23 protein-coding genes and 5 tRNA genes are annotated in these 22251 nt (G+C 39.0%); 11 read left to right on the top strand and 17 right to left on the bottom strand.

Annotated elements, in window-relative coordinates; genetic code table 11:
* Nucleotides 1-12 precede the first annotated feature (12 nt).
* Genes lexA through rsmI form a run of 4 tightly spaced genes read left to right on the top strand, consistent with a single transcriptional unit; the run spans nucleotide 13 to nucleotide 2097 of the window.
* Nucleotides 13-639, top strand: coding sequence for a transcriptional repressor LexA (lexA, locus tag WC841_02165; protein MFA5828152.1), 627 nt, complete (start codon nucleotides 13-15; stop codon nucleotides 637-639).
* Nucleotides 640-641: 2 nt separating this feature from the next.
* A complete protein-coding gene (locus WC841_02160; GenBank protein MFA5828151.1) occupies nucleotides 642-980 on the top strand; it encodes a hypothetical protein in 339 nt (112 codons plus the stop codon).
* Between the two features lie 19 nt (nucleotides 981-999).
* A complete protein-coding gene (locus WC841_02155; GenBank protein ID MFA5828150.1) occupies nucleotides 1000-1455 on the top strand; it encodes an 8-oxo-dGTP diphosphatase in 456 nt (151 codons plus the stop codon).
* Nucleotides 1456-2097, top strand: coding sequence for a 16S rRNA (cytidine(1402)-2'-O)-methyltransferase (rsmI, locus tag WC841_02150; GenBank protein MFA5828149.1), 642 nt, complete (start codon nucleotides 1456-1458; stop codon nucleotides 2095-2097).
* Here the strand turns inward: rsmI and ppsA are convergent, their stop codons facing one another.
* Genes ppsA through WC841_02135 form a run of 3 tightly spaced genes read right to left on the bottom strand, consistent with a single transcriptional unit; the run spans nucleotide 2098 to nucleotide 5397 of the window.
* Nucleotides 2098-4374 carry a phosphoenolpyruvate synthase gene (gene ppsA, locus WC841_02145; protein MFA5828148.1) on the bottom strand — a complete coding sequence of 759 codons (2277 nt, stop codon included), beginning with the start codon at nucleotides 4372-4374 and terminating at the stop codon, nucleotides 2098-2100.
* A 4-nt stretch (nucleotides 4375-4378) separates the two neighbouring features.
* Nucleotides 4379-4747, bottom strand: coding sequence for a cupin (locus tag WC841_02140; protein MFA5828147.1), 369 nt, complete (start codon nucleotides 4745-4747; stop codon nucleotides 4379-4381).
* A gap of 29 nt (nucleotides 4748-4776) precedes the next feature.
* A complete protein-coding gene (locus WC841_02135) occupies nucleotides 4777-5397 on the bottom strand; it encodes a hypothetical protein (protein ID MFA5828146.1) in 621 nt (206 codons plus the stop codon).
* 72 nt (nucleotides 5398-5469) lie between these two features.
* Between WC841_02135 and WC841_02130 the strand changes: the two genes are divergently transcribed.
* Nucleotides 5470-5543, top strand: a tRNA-Glu gene (locus WC841_02130).
* A gap of 93 nt (nucleotides 5544-5636) precedes the next feature.
* Entirely contained in the window at nucleotides 5637-6296 is a 660-nt protein-coding gene (locus WC841_02125; GenBank protein ID MFA5828145.1) for an HD domain-containing protein, read from the top strand.
* Between the two features lie 108 nt (nucleotides 6297-6404).
* On the opposite strand, the gene trpS is transcribed toward WC841_02125, so the two are convergent.
* The 8 genes from trpS to WC841_02085 all read right to left on the bottom strand — a co-directional run bounded on the left by trpS (nucleotide 6405) and on the right by WC841_02085 (nucleotide 14781).
* The gene (gene trpS / locus WC841_02120; protein MFA5828144.1) at nucleotides 6405-7415 is read right to left on the bottom strand and encodes a tryptophan--tRNA ligase; all 1011 of its coding nucleotides are present in this window, start codon (nucleotides 7413-7415) and stop codon (nucleotides 6405-6407) included.
* A gap of 255 nt (nucleotides 7416-7670) precedes the next feature.
* Nucleotides 7671-8288, bottom strand: coding sequence for a prolipoprotein diacylglyceryl transferase family protein (locus WC841_02115; protein MFA5828143.1), 618 nt, complete (start codon nucleotides 8286-8288; stop codon nucleotides 7671-7673).
* 2 nt (nucleotides 8289-8290) lie between these two features.
* A tRNA-Lys gene (locus WC841_02110) sits at nucleotides 8291-8366 on the bottom strand.
* A 14-nt stretch (nucleotides 8367-8380) separates the two neighbouring features.
* Complete coding sequence (gene rplS, locus WC841_02105; protein MFA5828142.1) at nucleotides 8381-8692, bottom strand: 50S ribosomal protein L19; 312 nt, start codon at nucleotides 8690-8692, stop codon at nucleotides 8381-8383.
* Nucleotides 8693-8757: 65 nt separating this feature from the next.
* Nucleotides 8758-12174 (bottom strand): DNA polymerase III subunit alpha, encoded by a 3417-nt coding sequence (locus WC841_02100; GenBank protein MFA5828141.1) that lies wholly within the window; start codon nucleotides 12172-12174, stop codon nucleotides 8758-8760.
* 80 nt (nucleotides 12175-12254) lie between these two features.
* Nucleotides 12255-13130: a M48 family metallopeptidase gene (locus WC841_02095; protein MFA5828140.1), complete on the bottom strand. Its 876-nt coding sequence runs from the start codon at nucleotides 13128-13130 to the stop codon at nucleotides 12255-12257.
* Between the two features lie 4 nt (nucleotides 13131-13134).
* Nucleotides 13135-13719, bottom strand: a complete 585-nt coding sequence (locus WC841_02090; GenBank protein MFA5828139.1) for a LemA family protein — start codon at nucleotides 13717-13719, stop codon at nucleotides 13135-13137.
* Between the two features lie 12 nt (nucleotides 13720-13731).
* Nucleotides 13732-14781, bottom strand: coding sequence for a nucleotidyltransferase domain-containing protein (locus tag WC841_02085; GenBank protein MFA5828138.1), 1050 nt, complete (start codon nucleotides 14779-14781; stop codon nucleotides 13732-13734).
* A gap of 78 nt (nucleotides 14782-14859) precedes the next feature.
* Between WC841_02085 and WC841_02080 the strand changes: the two genes are divergently transcribed.
* Nucleotides 14860-14933, top strand: a tRNA-Asp gene (locus tag WC841_02080).
* A 108-nt stretch (nucleotides 14934-15041) separates the two neighbouring features.
* Here WC841_02080 and WC841_02075 read toward each other — a convergent pair.
* The 3 genes from WC841_02075 to WC841_02065 are packed head-to-tail and all read right to left on the bottom strand — an operon-like array spanning nucleotide 15042 to nucleotide 17707.
* Complete coding sequence (locus WC841_02075) at nucleotides 15042-15644, bottom strand: nucleoside-diphosphate kinase (protein ID MFA5828137.1); 603 nt, start codon at nucleotides 15642-15644, stop codon at nucleotides 15042-15044.
* A gap of 31 nt (nucleotides 15645-15675) precedes the next feature.
* Complete coding sequence (locus WC841_02070) at nucleotides 15676-16788, bottom strand: radical SAM protein (GenBank protein MFA5828136.1); 1113 nt, start codon at nucleotides 16786-16788, stop codon at nucleotides 15676-15678.
* Nucleotides 16769-17707: a glycosyltransferase gene (locus WC841_02065; GenBank protein MFA5828135.1), complete on the bottom strand. Its 939-nt coding sequence runs from the start codon at nucleotides 17705-17707 to the stop codon at nucleotides 16769-16771. Before WC841_02065 ends, WC841_02070 begins: the two co-directional genes overlap by 20 nt.
* 115 nt (nucleotides 17708-17822) lie before the next feature.
* On the opposite strand from WC841_02065, the gene WC841_02060 reads away from it, so the two are divergent.
* The 4 genes from WC841_02060 (at nucleotide 17823) to WC841_02045 (ending at nucleotide 19294) form a co-directional block, all read left to right on the top strand.
* On the top strand, nucleotides 17823-18374 hold the full coding sequence (locus WC841_02060) for a LysM peptidoglycan-binding domain-containing protein (GenBank protein ID MFA5828134.1): 552 nt from the start codon (nucleotides 17823-17825) through the stop codon (nucleotides 18372-18374).
* A gap of 15 nt (nucleotides 18375-18389) precedes the next feature.
* Nucleotides 18390-18460 (top strand) — tRNA-Gly (locus tag WC841_02055).
* A 6-nt stretch (nucleotides 18461-18466) separates the two neighbouring features.
* Nucleotides 18467-18539: transfer RNA gene (locus WC841_02050), tRNA-Thr, on the top strand.
* A 35-nt stretch (nucleotides 18540-18574) separates the two neighbouring features.
* On the top strand, nucleotides 18575-19294 hold the full coding sequence (locus WC841_02045) for a hypothetical protein (protein MFA5828133.1): 720 nt from the start codon (nucleotides 18575-18577) through the stop codon (nucleotides 19292-19294).
* Here WC841_02045 and WC841_02040 read toward each other — a convergent pair.
* The 3 genes from WC841_02040 to WC841_02030 are packed head-to-tail and all read right to left on the bottom strand — an operon-like array spanning nucleotide 19291 to nucleotide 22224.
* Entirely contained in the window at nucleotides 19291-20382 is a 1092-nt protein-coding gene (locus WC841_02040; GenBank protein MFA5828132.1) for an O-antigen ligase family protein, read from the bottom strand. The two genes, WC841_02045 and WC841_02040, sit on opposite strands and share 4 nt — an antisense overlap.
* Complete coding sequence (locus WC841_02035; protein ID MFA5828131.1) at nucleotides 20355-21143, bottom strand: glycosyltransferase family 2 protein; 789 nt, start codon at nucleotides 21141-21143, stop codon at nucleotides 20355-20357. The genes WC841_02040 and WC841_02035 overlap by 28 nt, the downstream gene beginning before the upstream one ends.
* A complete protein-coding gene (locus WC841_02030) occupies nucleotides 21127-22224 on the bottom strand; it encodes a glycosyltransferase (GenBank protein ID MFA5828130.1) in 1098 nt (365 codons plus the stop codon). The genes WC841_02035 and WC841_02030 overlap by 17 nt, the downstream gene beginning before the upstream one ends.
* Between the last annotated feature and the right edge of the window lie 27 nt (nucleotides 22225-22251).

Below are 22251 nucleotides of genomic sequence, written 5' to 3'. Positions count from 1 at the left end.
AATATCTTGAATATGGCAACGGTAATATACAGAAGGCAAAAACAAATTTTAGATTATATTAATAAGAATATTGACAAATTTGGCTATGCACCGACATTGACGGAGATTGCCCAATATTTGGGTTTATCTTCTTTGGCTACCGTTCACGAGCATTTGGCTGTGTTGGAAAAGAAGGGGTTGATCAGGCGATACAAGGGGGCGGTGAGAGGGATTGAGGTGACCGGAACCGAGGCGGGTCAGGCTAAGATAGAAAGGAATTTTTTTGAGCTACCGGTTTTGGGATATATTGCCTGTGGAGCGCCCATTGAACCGTATACTGACCCAAATGCAACGCTAATGGTGAATTCCGGACTGGTACGGCCCGGGGAAAGATCATATGTGTTGCAGGCAAAGGGTGACTCGATGATTGATGATGGGATTTTGAGCGGTGATTATGTGGTGGTACGTGAGCAGAAGGAGGCAAACAACGGTGATATTGTGGTGGCGGTTTTGAGAAATGGGTTTGCCACCTTGAAGAGGTTTTATCGCGAGGCCAATAGAATCAGGCTTCAACCGGCAAATTCAACCATGTCCCCTATTTTTGTGACAGAAGTGGAGATCAGGGGGAAAGTAGTAGCGGTTATTAGACAATTTAATTAATTATGTCGTCAATTACATTTAAGTATAAAAAGAGTCTGGCTAATTTAATGAGTGAAAATTATTTGCATCTAAAGACTGGTGTGGCGGGGCTTACGGCGGAATTGTTTCATAAAGGTGTAGACGAAATTATTGTTGATTTTGAAGAGTATCAGCTTTATGAGGGGAAAAGGGATGTGTTGATAAGAGGTGAGACCTCCAGAAAAAATTTGGATTTACTAAAGGATTGGGCTCTGGGAATTAAAAAGGTTATAATGGATTCGAATTTGGGTGGACAAAAAATGACGATTGGGATAAAAACTTATGTGGTTGATTCGTTTTGGGAAGAGTTTGAGATAAAATAATTGATAATTTTAATTAAAAATGCGAAAAGTAGTAACCAATTGTTTTTTGATAAAAGAAAACAAAATTTGCTTGGCCATGAAGAAGAGAGGTTTGGGTGTGGGTTTGTGGAATGGAACCGGAGGGAAAATCCAGGAAGGCGAGACTGTAGTTGAGGCGGCAAGGAGAGAGGCCAAAGAGGAACTTGGAGTTGATTTGGGGCAGCTAGAATCCAGAGGGGAAGTTTTATTTGTTTTTGAAGATGATTTTGAAGTTTTTGTTTATTTGTTTTTGTGTTATCAGTGGCAGGGAGAACCAAGCGAAAGCGAAGAAATGGCGCCAGAGTGGTTTGATATTGAAAAAATACCATACGAAATGATGTGGCAGACAGATAAACACTGGTTGCCGGTGGTTTTGAGGGGTACCAGTATTAAAGCGGTTTTTCATTTTAACGCCGACAAAAAAACAGTTAAAAATTTTGATTTAAAAGAAATATAAATGTTGTATATAATTGCCACACCGATTGGGAATCTTAAGGATGTTACCCTGCGGGCGGTGGAAACATTGGAAGTGGTGGACTATCTTTTGTGTGAAGATACACGGCATACGGGGATGCTTCTTAAAAACTTGGGTATTAGAAATAACCCGAAAATGATTTCTTTTTATGATGAAGTTGAGGAACAAAAGATCCCCCAAATAATAGAACTATTGCGGGTAGGGTCGAAAGTCGGACTGGTAACCGATGCCGGGACACCGATTGTCTCTGACCCCGGATGGAAATTAGTTAAAAAATGCCAGGAGATGGGTATAAAATATACGTCGATACCCGGGCCAAGTGCCGCTATTAATGCCTTGGTGTTGGCGGGTTTACCGGCGGGAAGATTTTGTTTTTTGGGCTTTTTACCCAAAAAATCAGGGGATAGAATTAAAGTTTTGAAAGAATATTTGACTGTAGATGGTGTAAAAATTGTATATGAGTCTCCTTTTAGGGTGGAAAAATTAGTGGCTGAAATACGAGAGGTATATGGGGACAAAATTCAGATGAGGATTTGCCGTGAGATGACCAAAAATTTTGAGGAAGTAATCAATCCCGGGAAAATCGGCCTATTGAAGGGTGAGATGGTGGTTGTTTTTGGGTAATTATTTTTCTATTTTTCGTTTCTCGGCCCAAGCGATAATATCTCGGGTGGACTCTACAACATCGGGGCTAACGGAGATACTAGTAATTCCCCATTTGACTAATTTTTCGACTAATTCCGGGTAATTACTGGGGGCTTGGCCGCAGATAGAAGCATTGATTCCTCTTTTTCTGGCTTTGGTGACGGCTCTTTTGAGGGACCAGATTACGGCCGGGTCCATTTCGTTGAAGTTTTTGGCGACTTCCTGATTGTCCCGGTCCAGGCCAAGGGTGAGCATGGTTAAATCATTGCTTCCGATTGATATTCCGTCGATTCCGACATCGATAAATTTGTCCAGAAGGATGACATTGCTAGGGATTTCGACCATCATGTAGAGTTTAAATGAGGGAGATCTGATTAGCCCGGCGGCAGTAACGATTTTTTTTACCTCTTCAAGCTCGTGGGGAGTACGGACAAAAGGAATCATGAGCCAAATGTTTTTGTAGCCGTATTTGTTTCTGACTAATTTTATTGCCTCTAGTTCCATATTAAAAACGTCACTAGAGTTGATATATCTGACGGCACCGCGGAAACCCAAAAGCGGATTTGGCTCTTCAGGCTCGTATAGTTTTCCCCATTTTAGGAATCGGTATTCGTTGGTTTTGAAATCGGTGGCCCGATAGATAATAGGTCTCGGGGAAAAGTTTTTGCAGAACTCTAGTAGCCCTTTTGCCAATTGGTCGATGTATTCTTTTTGTTTGTTTTCGGCGATCATTTTTTTGGGATGAATGCCGATATTGGCAATCATAAATTCGGCCCGAAGTAGACCGACACCGTCGACGTTTTTTTGGGACATGACTTTTGCTAATTCAGGCTCGCCCAGATTTAGAAAAAGTTTGGTGGCAGTTTTTCGGGGCTTGCCGTTTACTGACGGTTGAGTTGTAATGACAACATTTGACGCAGTGACTAAATTTCCCTTCCAGACTTCGCCGGTAGCACCGTTTAGGGTAACGACATCACCCTCTTTTAGATCTTTGGTAGCGGTTTTGGTGCCAACGACACAAGGAACTCCGAGCTCCCGGCTAACAATGGCGGCATGAGAGGTTTGGCCACCCTTGTCGGTTATTATTCCATTGACTTTTTTCATGGCGGGAACGTAATCGGGAGAAGTCATGGAGGTAACCAAAATGTGGCCTTTGGTAACTCGGTCTATTTCTTTGGGGCTTTTGATTATGACAACAACCCCTGAGGCTAGACCGGGACTGGCCGAATCCCCAACGAGATCGGGCTTTTGTTTGATGGATTCCTGCTTGTCAATTTCTTTTTGGGTGGCGACGAAGGTAGTTATTGGCCTTGTCTGAACTATGTAAATTTTATTTTTTTCTATGGCGAATTCGATATCCTGCGGTTTGCCGTAGTGGTTGTGGAGCTTTTGACAAATTTTGGCAATTTTGAGGGCCATATCATCGGTTATTTTGATTTTGTCCTGCTTGCTTTTGGGTACGGGAGTTTCTTTGGTTTCTTCGGAAGATTCGACGAGTTGGGTATCTTGGCTGACGTGACTTTTGGATAGTATTTTCCAATCGTGTTTGTTTATTACCACCTGATCGGGGGTGACTTTTCCCTGAACAATGTATTCTCCAAGCCCCCAGATAGTTTCGACAATAATTTGGGTTTTGTCGTTTGTTACCGGATTCATGGTGAAGGCGATGCCCGAGATTTCTGAGTTTATCTGCTTTTGCACCGGGACGGCAATGCCGACTTGAAAGTGGTCAAATTTCTTTTTTTCGCGGTAAAAAATTGCCCTGGGAGTAAAGAGACTGGCCCAACAGTCCTGAACACGATTTAGTACGTTTGTTTCCCCGCCAACATGGAGAAATGTTTCCTGTTGACCGGCAAAAGAAGCGTCGGGCAAGTCTTCGGCCGTGGCGGATGACCTGACCGCCACCGGGCTGTTTTTTAGGCCGCCATAGTCGGAAAGTCTTTTGTAGGCTTTCATGATTTCGATAGAAAGAGCCTGGCTTATCTTCCCTTTTTTTATGATTGATTTTGCTTTTTTCGAGGCGGACAGGAGTTGGTTTGGGTCGTCGACATCGATTCCCGAGAGGGCATTTTTTATTTGGATATCAAGCTTGTTTTCTTTTATAAATCGGAAATAGGCATCGGAGGTGACAACGAATCCGTTGGGCACCGGAATGTCGAGACCATACATTTCGCCTAAGTTTGCACCTTTGCCACCGGCCTGGGGGATGCTGTCTTTGGTAATTTCTTTAAACCAGAGGATGTTTGGGGTTTCCATATTTTTATAAATGATTTAATGTTTCATTGGTTCTGTTGGTATCATCTTCGAGTCTGTAGGTAATGCCGATTTCCGGGGTGGACGCTTCAAAAATTCGACAGTCGCTTATAGCTTCGATGCGATGGACCTCCATATTTTGAATGGTATAGCCCTGATCGGGGGTCATTTCGGTTTTTTCCAGTTTGTTTTGGGTGGGACCACGTAATAATATGGCTTTTCCGGAGACTAGAACAAGGGTTTCTGTTTTCTGATCGTGATACTGAAGTGAAAGCCTTTTGCCGCCGGAAATTTGAAGAATTTTGGCGGTATAAGGCAGATTGCTTTCGGAGAGAATTATTTCTCTCCCCCATGGTTTACTGACAATTTTGGACATCTATAAAAATGATAACAGAATTATGGCTATTAATTCTTTATCAGGTTTATTATGATTCTGACCAGAGCGATTTCTTTTGGAATTGTGAGTTGACCGGATTTGTTTTGGTAATCGAGCTCAATTAGCTGAAGATAGGTTGTTTTTAGAATGCGGGGGTTAAAGCTTGATGGCCCTATAAGCTGCTTTCTGAGGTTATTTTTTAGTAAATATAGAAATAAATCATACATACTGGCTTTGTCGACTTTTTCGTATGAGGTCAGAAAATTCTTAAGATTGTTGGGTTTGATTGTATTTAGGCATTGGAAAAGCGTATTGTTGAGCTTTGAAGAAAAGACGGTTGCTTTGGGAAAGGTTTTTAGTTGAACTTGGGTAAGAACTTTGTCTTGCCAGATAACAATATCGATAGCACTTTGGCTAATCATGGGTATCAGTTTATCGAGAATCGGCTTGGAGATGGAAAAAAAATTAGAGATGGCGAGGATTTTTTGATCACCAAAGAGGGACGCGCCATTGATGAAATTATTGATTTTGTCAAGGTCAATTTGTTTATTGTCAATGCGAAGAATTTCTGTTTTTTGGCAATTATCGAGATGCTGATTAAACTCCATTCGGCTGGTGCCGTAATCGTCGCCATGGAAAAGATATTGCATGGTTGAAGTATAAGGCAAACATCTTGTGTAGAGGAATTTTGATTTATTTGGTAAAATAGACTGTTTGTTTTTGGCTCCATCGTCTAGTGGCCTAGGACACCTGGCTTTCATCCAGGTAATCGGGGGTTCGACTCCCCCTGGAGTCACAAAATTGTAAGATGTTTTAATATACAGCCACTATTTCTACTGAATTGTGAATAAAGTCTTAACTTCGCTTTTCTTGTGTTAGAATTTTATCAATGCAGGGAGAAATAAAGAAATTTTTCGAGTTTTATAAACTTGCCGAGAAACTTAAAACAGAACTTCGTCATAGTTGGACCAGTAATTCAGATCGCAGAGAAAGTGTTGCTGAGCATATCTGGATGACCCTGTTGGTAGCTTTGACCTTGATGGACAAGGTCAAAAAGAAAGTTGATAAGCTGAGGGTCTTAAAAATGCTTATTATTCACGATTTGGGAGAAGCAATTGTGGGGGATATTCCTTCGCACGAAATTTCCCAAAGACAGGATGCTAAGCCAATAACTGAATCTGAGGGGATAAGGGAAATAGTTAAAAATCTTAGTCCAGAAACATCTTCAGAAATTATTGCTCTTTGGGAAGAGTTTGAGGCAAAACAAACACTTGAAGCGAAGTTTGCTTATGCCTTAGATAAGTTAGAATGTTTGCTTCAGCACGATATTGCTGATATAAAGACTTGGGATGAAGGTGACTATCGCTATACTTTTGTAGAAAAACAAGACACTCCTTTCGACTATGATACCTTCATGCGAGCGTTAAAAGATACTTTAGACGATTGGACTTTTCGAAAGGCTGAAGAGGCCGGAGTTTCAGATAGAATTCCAAGTGAAAACTTGGAGAGATACAAAAGCAGGAGAAATTTATGTTCGAGACAAGGCTGATTTCAACTAGTTTGTCGTAAGTTTTGAGATTAATGAATCGAATAGGTGTTTGCCTTCAAATCTGCGATCTTATAAATATGTTGTAAATGTCTCTGCCTGATTGTCTTTCTAGTCTTTCATGCCCATGGCAGACAGGACTTCATTGAGGGTTTTTTGCGCCTCGACATGGGCTTTTTTACTCCCCTCATCGATAATTTGAATAATCAGACTATCATTGCCTTCAAACTCAGAGCGTTTAGCACGGATGGGGGTTAGAAATTTGTTTATAGCTAGGGCTAATTTTGTTTTTACCTCGACATCGCCAACTTGCCCTTTTGTATATCTATCTTTAAGATCTTGAACTTCTTCTTTGTTATCGTTAAAGGCATCGTGATAGATAAAGACTGGATTACTTTCAACATGACCGGGATCGGTGGGTTTTATACGTGTGGGATCGGTATACATGGCCTTGACCTTTTTGATAACCGTGTCTTCGTCGTCGGAAAGATAGATACAATTGCCGACACTCTTGCTCATTTTGGCTTGGCCGTCGGTACCGACAAGGGTGCCGATATTGCCTATTAACGCTTTGGGAACGGGGAATATTTCGCCAAAAAGACGGTTGAAGTCACGGGCAACTTCGCGGGCGATTTCGATATGGGACTCCTGATCTTTGCCAACGGGCACCAGATTGGCTTTGCACATAAGAATGTCTGCAGCTTGAAGCACGGGGTAATTTAAAAGCCCTAGAGAAGGTTGCTCGATACGGAGATCGTGCATTACATCTTTTAGGGTGGGGACTCGTTGGGCGCGGGGAACGGTGATTAGATTTGAAAAAATTAGTGATAGGTAAGCTACTTCGGGAATTCGGGACTGTTGATAGATAATGCTTTTTTGAGGATCGATTCCAACCGATAAATAGTCGAGAACCAACCCCTTGGCCCTTTCGTTGATGGTTGAAGTTTTATCTTTGGTGGAGGCTGTTGTTAGGGTGTGCAAATCGGCGATTATAAAAAAACAATCGTATTTATTTTGCAACGCGACGCGGTTTTTAAGGGTACCGACATAATGACCCAAATGAAGCGGACCTGTTGGACGGTCGCCAGTGAGAACCCGCGGTCTGGGGTTTAATTGATCCATGGCTAGATTTTAGCATTAAATATTGAAATGTTTGATGTCTAATGCGATTGATTTTTCAGTGGCATTGACAATATTTAGAGAGTTTCCTACAGAGTTTGGTTTGTAGTCAAAGAAGTAATCCTGATAAGATTGGTTGCCTGAGTTTTCTGGTTCAGGGGCTTCCAATGCTTATCAAATGGATGTTCGGAGCAGAATGTTTTGACGGTAGTATGATTAAAAAGATGGTTGGAGAGATGGGTGGACCCGCCATGGGAATTAATACTGTTTGTGTCGGGAGTTGGTGTTTTTTGAAATAATAGCGATGCCTGAAAGAAAAAACAAGACAGAGATCATCTGGCCTATTTTGAGAGAGGATATTTGCCAGGTGTCGGTGCGGATAAATTCTAAGAGAAAACGGATTAATCCATAACCAATTAGATAGTGAGCAGTCGGAGTTTTCGATTTTTTTAAAATGAAAAATAAAACCAAGCTGAGACAGGATTCTATCCACCATGAAGGAATTTCATTGTTTACGAAGTTTCCAAGCCTACCAATGGACTGACACAGGGGGATGACTGGGGATATGGAATCTGTAATCGACAAAAAAGAGATTTTGGATAAGAATGAAAATAGAAGGATGAATATTATTGTACCAATTATGCCACCAAAGATTCCTAATCCCCCGTTCCATGTGGCAAGTATTTGCCAAAGGTTGTTGGAGTAATAACTCCACTGGTCAACAACATGATAAAGCCTGGCTCCGATAATAGCAGAGGCTATGGCTCCAACAATAAAAAGGTTGAGTTTGTCTTTGGGGACGGAAGTATTGTGTTTGGAGAAAAAGTTTATACCAACAAGAAAACTTATTCCTAAAATTAGACCATAGAGCGACATGTTGGTGGGCCCTGCGGGACTCGAACCCGCGACCAATTGCTTAAAAGGCAACTGCTCTACCGACTGAGCTAAGGACCCTTTTAAAAAAGGAACTAGATTTTTCTAGCTTTTGGACTACGGAGGTAGTATAACTTTGACCTTCTAATGGTGGTCTTTGGGCCCCTAAGTTTTTTGATGCTCTCTATCCAGGGAGAATTTGTTGGAAAAATTCTTTCTATGAATATTCCGTCTGCCGCGGATTTTCTGACTAAAAAATTTTTGTTGTCGCCAATTCCCTTTATCGCAATGATTATTCCGTCGAAAGCTTGTATTCTTTCCTTGTCTTTTTCTTTAATTTTGTAGTTGACTTTTACGGTGTCCCCTACTAAAAAGGTACTGTCTTTGTGGGTTATTTTTAGAGACATATTTTTGATTTCTTATTGTTTTTAATTATAGCAGAGAAAACCTTGGTATTCTAGCCTAAAAATGGTTAATTATCAATATTCAGGATATTGTTGATTTCTTTTTGAAGGTCAGAATTGTAGTTTACACCATATGGTAGCGGAATGTTTTTCCCGCTAGCAAGTATTATTAATCCCCTATGCCCATTTTGGTTCCTCTTTAGCAAGTTGTTAAGATTCATAAGTTGGTTTTGAGTAGTGTTTGGAGGAACTTGGATAATAAAATCGTATTTGGGAGAGTTTTGCGGAGGACTGATTTCGATTACATCGGCAAGTATGGAAATATTGCCTTCCCTAAGATTAGTTTTTCCTTCGATATATATGGCCTTATTTTCGATTAAGATTTGGTTACACTTTTCGAATATTTTAGGGAAGACAACAACCTCAATCTTTCCCGTTTCGTCTTCAACCGCTAAGAAGGCCATGGGAAGACCATTTTTCTTGGTGGTTATTTTTTTGTATTTACTAATGATACCGACAAATTTAACAGTGATATCAGGACCCTTGGCGGTAATATCGCCGATTTTGGGAAAACCGTTTTGCTGAAATTGGTCAAGCATTTTGGAAATTGGGTTTTCGGTTATATAGATACCCAATAGTTCTTTTTCCAGAGCCAGTTTGTCTTTTTGACTCATCGGTTCTGTCTGGGCGAAACTGTCCGGGGGAGCGGAATTTTTCTTTTTTTCATCTTTTGGACCATCAAAAAGCCCGAATTGCCCTGTATTGTTTTTGTTGTTTTGTTTTTCGCAATCAGACCGGGTTTTATCTATTGAGACTAAAATTGAGTTTCTTTCTCCAAATTGGTCCATGGCGCCAACTTTGACAAGACTTTCAAAAACTTTTTTGTTAACTTTTTGGCTATCCACCCTTAGGCAGAAATCGGTGAAGGTATAAAACTCACCATTCTGTTTCCTTTCTGACAAGATATCATCAATTGCAGCTTTGCCAACATTTTTGATTCCGCTTAAGCCAAATCTTATCGCCATTCCTTCTTTCGAAAGTTCGTTTGGTTCGTTTGTAAAACCATTTTCTGAGCGGTTTATGTCTGGAGGGTTGACAATTATACTCATGTTACGGCATTCTTCTACCCCAGCGCTAACTTTTTCGATATCACCTGATTCGGCGGTAAGCAGAGCACACATAAATTCAACCGGGTAATTGGCCTTCATGTATGCGGTTCGATAAGCTAGCATACCGTAGGAGGCGGCGTGGGCCTTATTGAATCCATAACTAGTGAATGGTTCGATGTAACTAAAAATCTCTTCGGCTTTTTCTTGGGTATAACCGTTTTTGATACATCCCTGAATAAATTTCTCTTTTTGCGCAGCCATTTCTTCGGGTATTTTTTTGCCGATGGCTTTTCGAAACTTGTCAACTTCTACCCAGTTGTAGCCGGCTAACTCAATGGCGGTGTATAAACAATCGTCTTGGTAAACCAATAAGCCGTAGGATTTTTTAAGGTATTTTTCCATTTTGGGATCGAAGTATGAGATTTTCGAGGGATCATTTTTTCTGGCGATATATTCCGGAATAATGGCCATGGGGCCAGGACGATAGAGAGCAACCATCGCCATTAAATCTTCGACTCTCTCCGGTTTAAGTTCTTTTAACCATTTAGTCATACCCTCGCCTCCAAGCTGAAAGGTTCCCATAGTGCCTCCCATCGAAAGCATTTCAAAAGTTTTTTTGTCATCAAGAGGTATTTTCCTGAGATCTATATTAATGTTTTTTGTTTTTCTTACATTGACAACGGCTGAGCCTAAAATTGAAAGATTCCTGATTCCTAAAATGTCAAATTTTAATAACCCCACATCTTCGACTGCATGCATTTCATATTGGGTAATTGTTTTGTCACCACCAGTTTCAACTTGGGTTGGACAATAATTTGTAATTTCGTCCGGGGAAATAACGATGGCACAAGCATGGACGCTTATATGTCGGGCGCAGCCTTCGATTTGTTTAGCGGTATCAAGAATTTTTTTAGCATCTGGATCGGTGTTGTAAATGGCTTTTAAATCGGGGGCGGTATTTAAAGCTTTGTCGATTGACATCGGGAATCCCTGAGAGCCTAAAGGTATCAATTTACTAATTTTATCTCCCGTCGCATATTCATAACCAAGTACTCTGGCCGTGTCTCTAACAGCACCTTTGGCCATCATTCGTCCGAAGGTACATACTTGAGCAACGGAGTTTACGCCATATTGTTCGACTATGTGGTATAGCATTCCCTGTCTTTTGTCGTCGGCGATGTCTAGATCGATATCGGGTGGAGTTGGTCTGTCCATATTCAAGAATCTTTCAAAGGGCAATTGATAGATTAAGGGATCGACAGAAGTGATTCCCAGGACAAATGATACTAACGAGCCGGCAGCGGATCCTCTGGTATTTGAGGATGTGTCATTTTCATTTGCCCACCGGATAAAATCTTCCTCGATTAAAAAATAGGGGGCGTAACCTTTGGAACAAATTACATTGAGCTCAAAATCGAGGCGATCGATTATTTCCTGGCTTAATTCTCCGTAATGGTTTTTCGCCATTTGAAAGGTTTTTTCTTTAAGATATTCCTCTGATGTTTTTCCTTCAGGTAGGGGGAATTTAGGGAAATACCACTTCCCTATTTCGATTTCAAGATTACATTTATCGGCTATTACTTGTGTATTTTCAATGGCGTCGGGGTATTGGGAAAATTGGTCGGCCATTTCTTCCGGGCTTTTAATATAAAAATCCGGAACATCAAACATAGAAAGCCTTTTTTGATTGTCAATGGTGGTTTGAGTGTTAATCATGACCAGCACGTCCTGAGCGAAGGCATCATCTTTTTTGAGATAATGGGCATCGTTGGTTGCGACTAGTGGAATTCCTAACTCACGGCTGATTTTTACGATCTTTTCATTGGCCACATCCTGATTTTTTAGTCCCACGTGCTTTTGGATTTCAAGATAATAATCTTGCCCAAAAAGTTGATGGAAATTTTTGGCCTTATCCATAGCCTGATCGTATCGGTTGTCGATGATAAGCTGGGATATTTCTCCTTCAAGGCAGGAACTGCTACATATTATTCCTTCGTGATATTTTTCCAAGATTTCCCAATCGATTCTTGGTTTGTAATAAAAGCCCTCCATAAAACTAATGGTGACCATTTTCATTAGGTTTTTGTATCCTTGAAGATTTTTGGCCAAAAGGATGAGGTGCGATGATTTTCGACTGGCATTATTTTTGTCCAATCTACTAGTGGGAGCGAGATACATTTCGCATCCTATAATTGGCTTTATACCGGTTTTTTGACAAGATTTGTAAAATTCAATTGCTCCATACATATTGCCGTGGTCAGTTATAGCCAGGGCATTCATTCCCATGTCTTTTACCAGACTGGTTAACTTTTTAATTTTTGATAAGCCATCTAGCAGGGAATACTCGGTGTGGACGTGAAGATGGACGAAAGACATATGTAAGTCTAAAGTTAAAAGTCAAAAGTTAAAAGTTGGAGGAAGTGTATCAAAATCACCATATGCGGGAATTTTGCGACTTAGAGCATTTGCTCAAGGGCGGTAATCCTTTTTTCAATAGGGGGATGGGTAGAAAAAAGATTGGCGATTTTATTGTTTTTAAAGGGGTTTATGATATAAAGGCTAGCGGTGGCGGTTGAGGCTGAGGCGAGAACCGAGGGGTCGGAGGATATTTTTTTGAGAGCATTAATTAATCCCTGTGGTTGACGGGTTAATTTAACAGCCGAAGAATCAGCCAGGAATTCCCTACTTCTCGAGATGGCAAGTTGGATAATTTGACCGATTAAAGGGGCAAATAATAAGAGAATGAATCCTAATAGAATTAAGAGCCCGTTGCTTTTACGGTCGCTGTTTCTGCCGAGACGATTTCTGGAAACCAAATTTACCAGGATGGAAATCGTACCGATTAGGACACTAACAATCATCATTACCCTGATATCGTAGTTTTGAATGTGCGATAGTTCGTGGGCTATTACACCTTCAAGTTCAGTTCGGTTGAGTTTGTTAAGAAGGCCGGTAGTGGCACAAATTACGGCACTTTTGGGGTCTTTTCCGGTGGCAAAGGCGTTTGGGGATTCGTCTTCGATGACATAAATTTGTGGCTTTGGAATACCCATTCCCATGGCAAGGTTTTCTGTTATAGTATAAAAATCAAAATATTTTTCCCGTTTGGCCGGGTGGGCATTGTTTAGGTTGAGGACTATTTTATCGCCATAAAAATAGCTGATTACTGAAGAAAAACATGAAAAAATGACGGCAAAAATTACAAATGATGGGTCTAAATCAAAGGCGTATGTAATTATCGTTGCAACGGAAATGATGAAAATTATAAAGAGGGCGATGATGGTGGAGGATCTGGATTTGTTATTTCTGACCTGTTCGTAGACATTAAGCATAAAATTAGATTTTTACCGATGGTTTTTGTGTTTCTTCTTCGGAAACTTCAAGAAATTTTCCGGCGGTGGGGACGCTTAATCCTTTTTCTGTTTTAAAACCCATTATAGGAGCTATCCAGACTCCCGGAATTGTAGAGATGGTAGTATTGAAATCGGCAGTGAGGTCGATGAGTAGTCTTCTGGCATAGGTTACTTTGTCGGCGGTATCGCGAAGCTCGTTCATGAGATTTTCGACTACCTGCGACGCTTTAATTTCCGGATTACTTTCGACAATGATGGAAATGTCTTTAATGATTTTTCCAATTGATTCTTGGGCTTTGTTGATTTGTTCCGGGTTTTTAGTTTCCAAAGCCCGGTTTATAAGACGTCTGGCGTCCGTTAGGCTGGTAAAGATATCCTTTTCATGCTTCATATAGCCTTTGACTGATTCCACTAGGTTGGGGATAAGGTCAGATTGGCGTTTTAGTTGATTTCCGATTTCCTGAATTGATGCCTGAATTTGAATTTGGATTGCGCGTAGATGGTTGAAGAATGAAATTAAGAAAACAACTATGAAGGTAACAACGGCGAGTATTATTAGAAGTGGCATGGTTTTGTAAAGTTAATTTGATAATCTAGTCTTATTATAGCACTTTTGAGCAATTTCAATCTCGTTTTTGCCCAGTCTGTCTTGCGGTTTTATGAAACAGAGTTTAAGAAATTCGTAGAAATCAACTTCATTCTCGAAAGCGTGTATTTTTTTTGTTTTTGTATCTTTTATCCCGTATTCGGATAGGCTATAGCCAAGGGAAAGCGCATATTTTCGAAGATTAATATTGTGCTGCCTGGAGCCAGTAAAATGTTGGAGAAGTGATCCAAAAATTTCTTGTGGTTCGATCATAATGTCGATACGAACATCGTTTTCTACTCTGATAGATGCTTTTTTAGGCCCTTGAACTATTGTTTGGATGCTTTCCGGATAGTTAATAAAATGATTAATAATTTCCTTTGTGTTTTTGCCTTTACCGGCGATGTCTATATCTCCGACTGTATCTGATAATCGGCGAAGACTTCCAAGGGCGACAAACTCTGTTGACGGAAATTTTGATTTTAGATAAATGATTATCTTTTGGGCTATATCTTGTGCGGTTGATAAGGCCATTCTGTTTTTTCGGCCGGCATAGTTCAGAGTGTTTTCGAGTATTAATTTTTCTGACTTTTCCCCAAAAGAAGGGATGCCTTTTATTTTGCCCTTTTGTGCGTAAAAGATAAGTCTGTCTATAGATTTAGCAGGGTCTTTGGGAAATTTAAGATGTTGGGTTAGTTTATAGGCGATTTTGGGGCCGATGCCGTCTATGCGTTCAAACAGAAATACTGAGGGGTGGATGCCCTTAAATACTTTCTTAAGTGCTGGGTGTGGTTTCCCGTTGGTGAATAGAAAGTCAAGTTTTTCCATTATGTTTGATCCGATTCCGGGAATATTATCGAGATCCGTTTTGTCTTTTTTCCAGATTTCAAAAATAGATTTGGGATAAGTTAAAATGGTGTCAGCTGCATTCTGGTAGGAAGTTATTCGAAAGCGATTTTTATTTTTTATCTCGTAGGCGATGGCAATGTCGGTCAAGTGTTTTGCGATTTCGGAGTTTGTAAGCGGGTAGAATTTTTTGTTCATGGAAGATTATAGAACATTTGTAAATTGTCCGTTGTTTGTGAGTGTTTTTTTTGATATATTATCAGGGCAGAAATGCGTGGATCCATGGTGCAGCGGTCTAGCACATCCGCCTGTCACGCGGAAGATCGTGGGTTCGAATCCCATTGGATCCGCAAATAAAATCCGTCTATGTGACGGATTTTTTGTTTTTTCTTTAAAATCCACCATGAGAGTATATGATGGAGTCGAGGTTGTGATTTGGGTTAACTGAATTGAGGATGTTACTCGTTTTTGCCATCGAAGTTGATGTCGTAGAGAATTTCATCGGCAATTAGTCTGTAGCTGAGGATTTCGGTTGGGGTGAACCAAATATCGATTTCTCTTTTTGACTCTTCAACTTTGTCAGTACAGTGGATTAAATTTCTTACGGATCTGCCGTCTAGATTTGATAATTCATATGAGTCAAGGGTAAGATCCCCTCTTATGGTGCCGACATCTGAGGTTAGGGGTTCGGTTCCGCCAACTAACTTTTTGACAATGCCTACTGCTTGATTTCCTTCCCAAACCATCATCAAGAGAGGACCAGAGGTCATAAACTTTACACTAGCTCTTATAATGTCTTTTCCGTATTCAGATGCAGATTTTTCAATAGGCAGATTGTTTTTGGTTCTGTTGTCAACGGTCATTTGCCCTTTGGAGGCGAACCATTCTTCGTTTTTGTTGTAATGTTCCCAACACTGGTCTTCGGTAGCGAAGGCAAATTTAACAGCTACCAGTTTCAGCCCAGTTCTTTCGATCCGTGACATTATTTCCCCGACAAGCGATCTTTGTAAGCCGTCAGGCTTAACAATGGCTAAGGTCCTTTCTCTTTGGATGTGATTCATGTGTGTATTGTCCCTTGTTGTTTTTGTTTTTTCAAGGGTTAAACATTCTATATTTTAACCAAGTGTAAAGCTGAGTGAATACTAATGTTTTTGGATTGTTATAGAGGCTTTCACTAATAAAACAGATATGACTGCAAAAGCATCTATCGTTTTTAATCGAGATTATTTCTTGATTCATTTTTTTACTTTTCAGGAACTTACCAAGGTTATATTCAATATTTTTTAGGTTAACAAGTGGTTTTCTTAATTCACAAGAACCAATTTCCCCTCTATGGTTAACGGTGATGATGGTTTTACCGGCCATACATGGCATGGGCCATGGTTTGCGGCGAAAAACGTTGTCTAACTGAAGTTTGTATTGAAAATAAAAATTTATTTCGGTGATAAGACGATTAATCGAGGCATTGAGCCAACTATTGTTGTTCTTTGACCAAAGATATTTTTGGTAGTCGATAATAGTACCGAAAAATAACTTTTCTGCTTTGGCACTATTGAGGTTTTTTATTAGCGGCATTCTAGGATTGCCCCTAATAATTTCGAAATAGTGTTTATAATTCCATTTTCTTCCTATTATTTTGAGTTTTTTTATGAGCGGATCAATTTGATCAATGTTTTTGGCGCTGATAACGGAGTTTATACCAATAAAAAGATTTGGTGTTTTTTGGGAGACCACCCCCGCCCTTTTTATAGAGGTAATGACGTTTCTGTAGCTGTTTTTAACAGACCTGATTTCTTCGTGTGTTTTTTTAAGGCCGTCCAAAGAAAAATTTATATAGAAATTGATGTTTGGAAATTTTGTTGTCAGGAGTTTAATTTTTTTGATGGTTAAGTCAACAGCAAAACCATTGCTTGGTATCGCCACTGCCTTGATGAAATTGTTTTTGGAAAAAATGTCGATAATTTCTTCGATTTCTTTTCTTAGAAACGGTTCTCCTCCTGACAGAAGAAGGAAATTAAACTTTGGCAGGGATAGGCTTAACTTTTTAATTTTGTCAATTGATATATCTTCTTGATCATTTAAATTCTTCCAATAAAAACAATGTTGACATTTTAGATTGCAATTTCCGGTTATAAAAAAAATTATCTGGTTAATCTTTTTAGGCCTAAAGGATCCTCTTACGATATTAATTATCTTTTTGAGCATAGATTTTTAGCATTTCTTTTCTGCCGATTAGCCGATAGTGGAGTAGCAGGATTGTAAATAAAGGGCTAATTATAAATTTGTTTTCCAGAAAAAAGGCAATTTTTTCTAAAATCCAGGCAATGGGTTTATTGAGGAAAATTGAATCAAGTCTTTGCAGATTTTTTCCCATAATTTTTCTACTGATTGGTGGGAGATCGGCTTGTTGTTTAATTTTTTGAGACATAATAATAGCGCTTTTCCCCTGGGTAATCATTTTTCTAAGGCTGCTTTGTAAAGTGGTGAAGTGGTGGTGATAACCGATGGCTTTTTTGTTGTAATAGAGAATCATTCCTTTTTGACTGAGACGATAGGCTAATTCAATATCTTCCCAGGCAGCATACGGAAAATCTTCATCAAATAAGCCATTCTTCAGCAGGAATTTTCTTTTGTAAGAAATGTTGCAGGTGAAGGCAAATCCCCAGTTGGCCTTTATTCCCTTTATTTCATAGTAAGCAAAAAGTGGTCCTTTTTCCTGGAGCCACTTCATATACGGGGTAAGGTTGATGGAATTATCCCATTCAACATATCCTAAAATGGCACAATTTTCGCTTTTAAATTTGTTGTGAAATCTGACATGCTCCTCTACCATTTCTTTTGATAATATCGTGTCATCGTTGATTATCAGAATTATTTTATTTTTACTTTTTCGGATTGCGAGGTTTCTGGCCGCAGACGGCCCTCTGTTTGATTGGTAGTAGTATGCGATATTTAAGGAACCGATGTTATTTTTGACGACTTTACTGGTGTTGTCAGTAGATCCGTCGTCGACAACGATAATTTCTATCTTGTCTTGATCGTAACTTTGGGCCTTAATTGAGTCAAGACATTTTCTTAGTGTTATAGACCGATTGTATGTTGGGATAATGATGGAAACTGTCATATTGTTTGGTTAACTATGATTATACAGGCAAAATGAGTCACCTATTTTGTTAATATTTTATTGACTATAGGACTGAAATTGTGTAAAGTGTGTTAATAATTTTTGGGGTATACATATGAAGAGAAAAGATAAATTATTGACTGATAGTTCAAAAGAAGATTTGATGAGTATGGTTTTGGGTCTGGTAATTGTCGGGGTGGTAATTGGTTTATTATTTAATTTCATCCAGAGAAGAAAAGGGAATGTCTCTGTACCTGGAGTGAGCAATCAAATATCAGTCGCAGATAATGTAACTCTTGTCCCCACTGAAACTAAAGTGAAAAACGAGGAAGGCGGGAGATATTATAAGGTTGAAAATGGTGACAATTTATGGGATATTGCTGTAAAAATATATGGGAATGGCCATAAGTGGGTGGAAATAGCAAAGAGAAATAATCTTGCGGATGCTAATTTATTATCAGTGGGACAGGAGTTGGGTTTGTTGTCGGTTGATGCGGCCCCCGGGCCATCGGGAGAGTATATCGTTAAGAAGGGAGATAGTTTGTGGAGAATTTCGGTTGATTTGTATAGCGATGGTATGAAATGGTCGGATATCTGGAATCAGAATAGAAACTTGATTTCTGATCCTAATTTTATCGAGGTGGGAACTAAATTAGCTTTGCCGTGATAAAATATTGACGTTGCGGCTATGGTTTAGTGGTAAAACGAGTCCTTCCCAAGGATTAGTCGAGGGTCCGATTCCCTCTAGCCGCTCTGAGTGCCGGAGTAGCTCAGTTGGTAGAGCAAGGCTTTCGTAAAGCCGGGGTCGGGAGTTCGACTCTCCCCTTCGGCTCAATTAAAAATATAAAATGTTAAACTATTCTTGTTATGGCTGAGTTTGTAAGATCAAGACTAGAGAGAAAAGAAGAAGAGCAGATTACTAAAAAAACTGTACTATTGGGATTTATAACAGTAGTGTTGTTTGTTTTAACGATCACTTTTGGTTTACCTCTTTTGGTCAAATTTTCCGTATTTTTGGGTGACCTTAAAAACAAGGATGCCGGTGTTGATACAGAAAAAGTTATTCCCCCGTTGGCTCCGAGGATTATCATGCCTTATGAGGCGACCAACAGTTCAACCATTGCCATTTCGGGATTGGGTGAGATTGGAACCGTTGTGGAGCTATTAAAAAATGATGTTTCCATCGGTAAGGTTGATATGACAGATAAGGGTGATTTTGTTTTTGATGATGTGGCCCTCGAAAATGGAGAGAATAGCTTTAGCGCTGTGGCAATGTCTGAGAAGGGTGGTAGCAGTGAAATGTCAAAAATGGTGACGGTGGTTTATGATAATCAACCGGCAGAGATCGTTATGATGAATCCTAGCGAGGATGTACTGACGGTCGACTATTCTGATTTTGATATTGTAGGAAAGGCAGAAAAAGATGCAAGTGTGTTGGTCAATAATAGAGTAGCTATGGTTGATGATGAGGGAAAATTTAAGCTAAAGTTTCAACTTGCTGCCGGAAAAAATGAGATTGAGATAGTGGCGAGGGATTTGGCCGGAAATGAAACGAAAAAGAAGATAAATATTACTTATGATATTTAGGCGATAAGATACAGACAGATTATTACCCAAGGATAGAGAAGAGAGTTTGCAAACAAGGAGTGTATGAGTATTGAAATCAGGGCGGTTTTTGTAGTTAGACTCCCATTTGCGAATAGTTTTTTAAGTCCGAGAACAAAAAAAATTAGCCCAATCGGGCCGGTGGTAGTCAAAACAGTTAACAGACTCGAATCGAAACCCGAAGACGAATGAGATGATTCTTGCGGAATCGGACGTCTTACCAGAGACAGAAAGTTGTAGCCATGGCCAATGATGGGAGATCGAAGATAAGTAGTTATCCCCTCGTGGTAATTTTCAATTTTGGCTTTAATAGAGGATGTTCTTTCGAGATTAGTTCCTTCTCCGGGTGGATGCGGGAGACAAACGATGGTGGTAATCAGAAGAGCGGTGGCGAAAATAATTATCTTTGGGTTCCTTTTTTTAATAGATATATAAAAAAAGGAAATAAAAAAGGCGAGAAAGGTTGAACGGCTGTAGGTAAGAGCGATAGCAAGGTAGGTAATTGCCAATACCGGGAGTTTGAATGGAAAGAGTTCTTTTAAAAATATGGTGATTAGAAAAATAAGATAAATTATTCCGGTAAAAGTTGGATCAAAAAATGTACTAACTAGTCGGTTAAGATGGGGGTCCCAATTAAGAGATTTGAAAAAGGTTAAATCCGGCCAAAAAATATACTGAATAATCCCAAAAATTATATTTGCGAAAAGGCAGATAAGGAAAAATTTTTTGGCGAGAGGTGTGGTAATTTTGGGACTATGAGAAAAAATAGACAATGAAAAAATTGAAATTAACCTAATGAGATACATAATCGGTTTCAGAGACAAACTTTGAAACTTAAAATAGGCAGGGATAAAGGTAATTACGGCGATTACCAGAAAAACAAAGAGAGGACGGTTTGCTATTGTTAGTTTTTTTTGGCGATAGAGGTAGACCAAATTGGCAGAAGCGAGGAAAACAATTAGGACATCAATAACGGGGATAGAGATACCATGAAAGTCGATTCTTAGAAGCTGGCCGTAATAAAATGTAATACAGATGGCGATTAATAAGAGGTTTGATACAAGTGCCATAGTTTTGCCCGGACTAGGAATGAGTGAAGGCTCATGGATAGTGCCATAATGATTCCGGGGGTTCCGTCAAGTAGTCCTAAGCGTAGAATATAGTTTTGGATAAACTTACCAAGTGGATAGAAAATTATTTCAAAAATGTTGCTGGTTACTTTAGTATCGAAAAGTTCTTGCGAGCGAATAGTGGTATAAAAATTTATTTTTGAGATGAAAGAGTAAAAAGTTTTGTGAGGATGGTGAAGAATGTGAAAGTTGGTGTGTTTCACTGGTAAGTCGGATTTCCATACTTCGTGAACTCGGTTTACAAAGGTTCCATGTTTTTTGTCGAACAGTCTGACAAAAGATAAATTAGCGGTTTCTCCGTGTTTGAGTTGGTGGCCCAGAAAGAAGTCGTTTCGTCCAAAAGAATAATTGGAGCCGGAAAAATCAAAGGAGGAAAGAAAGCTAATCATTTTGTTGTCTGGTCTTTCGTCAGCATCAAGCCATAGGATCCAGTTATTTTTACTTTTTTCAATGCCGTAGTTCCTTTGGGCCGAAAAATTGTTTGCCAGTCCCCTATTGAATATTTTGACGGTTAAAGTTTTCGTTTCGAGTGATTTTATTATTTTCTTTGTGTCGTCTGTTGAGTTATCGTCAACAACGATTATCTCGTTGATAGTGGGACATTCTGAAAGCCAGTCAAAATTAATTTTTATATTTTCTGATTCGTTTTTCGTTAAAAGAAGAAGGGAAATATTTTGTGTTTTTTTATTCAGTCGGCTCATTTTTTAGGTGGTGATAAAGGGTAAGAAGGTTGTGTGTAGTTTTACTCCAACTTATTTTACATGTTTTTTGATATCTAAGTTGTTTAATATTTTTAAATTTGTTTGTTATTTTTATTGCAAGCGGGAGGTTACTAGGATATAAAAAGCCGTTTAGTCCGTGTCTTACAATCTCTGGTGTACCTCCTTCGTTTTTGCCAAGCACAAAAGTATTTAAACTACTTGCCTCTAGTGTTGAAATTCCGAATGGTTCGTTAATTTGATTGGCGAGAAAAAACGTTGCTTTTTTGGTTAATTTATAAACTAGTTTATTGTTTTCTGTATGTATAATTTTTGTGTTACTCGAATTTGTTGGTATGATTTCATTTTTGTTCTCTCTTCCAATAATCAGCAGATTGCAGTTATTTTTTGTAGTTTGTTGTATCGAGAAATCATGACCCTTTATTGCCGATAATAGTCCAACGGAGATAAATTGTTGGTTATTATTTTTAAATTTTGTTTTTGGTTTTATATTAATTAAACCGGGATGTATTACGAATGACTTTTTTTTATATACTTTTTTCAACAGATTCGATGAATAACAAGAAAGAGATACGATAATATTTGATTTTTTACAGTTAGATAGATCTATGAGCTTGATTGGACACCTTATGATTCTGGCTATGATTCTCTTCAGAGACCAGTGGTCATATGTAGTTTTTTCATAGAATTCTCTTTTTGATTCCATAAAAAAGTAGATGGTTTTTATTTTTTTTTGATCGATGTATCTTAGTAGAAATGGAGATTGAGTTATGAGGCAGGGGAATATTAATACTAGGTCATAATTTGATGATGAATTTATCTTTTCTGCAATTATTTTGTTTTTGATCCTCAACTCAACCAGAACTTGGAATAGGTGCTGAAAAAGGTTGTTGGTTTTGTTTAAGTCATATGTGTAGTATTTTACGTTTTTTATATTAATTGGGGTTGTTTTTTGAAAAGAGTATATATCGACTGAATTTTGTATAGACAGACATTTGACGAGGTTGTTCATGTAATTTAATGCACCTCCTGTGTATAAATTGTGAAATACAGCGATTTTCATATTGTTATTTATAGTTTGGTCAGTTAA

The sequence above is a fragment of the Candidatus Shapirobacteria bacterium genome (assembly GCA_041659325.1).
Taxonomy (GTDB): domain Bacteria; phylum Patescibacteriota; class Microgenomatia; order UBA12405; family UBA12405; genus JBAZYN01.
This window is presented reverse-complemented; position numbering and strand designations above follow the sequence as displayed.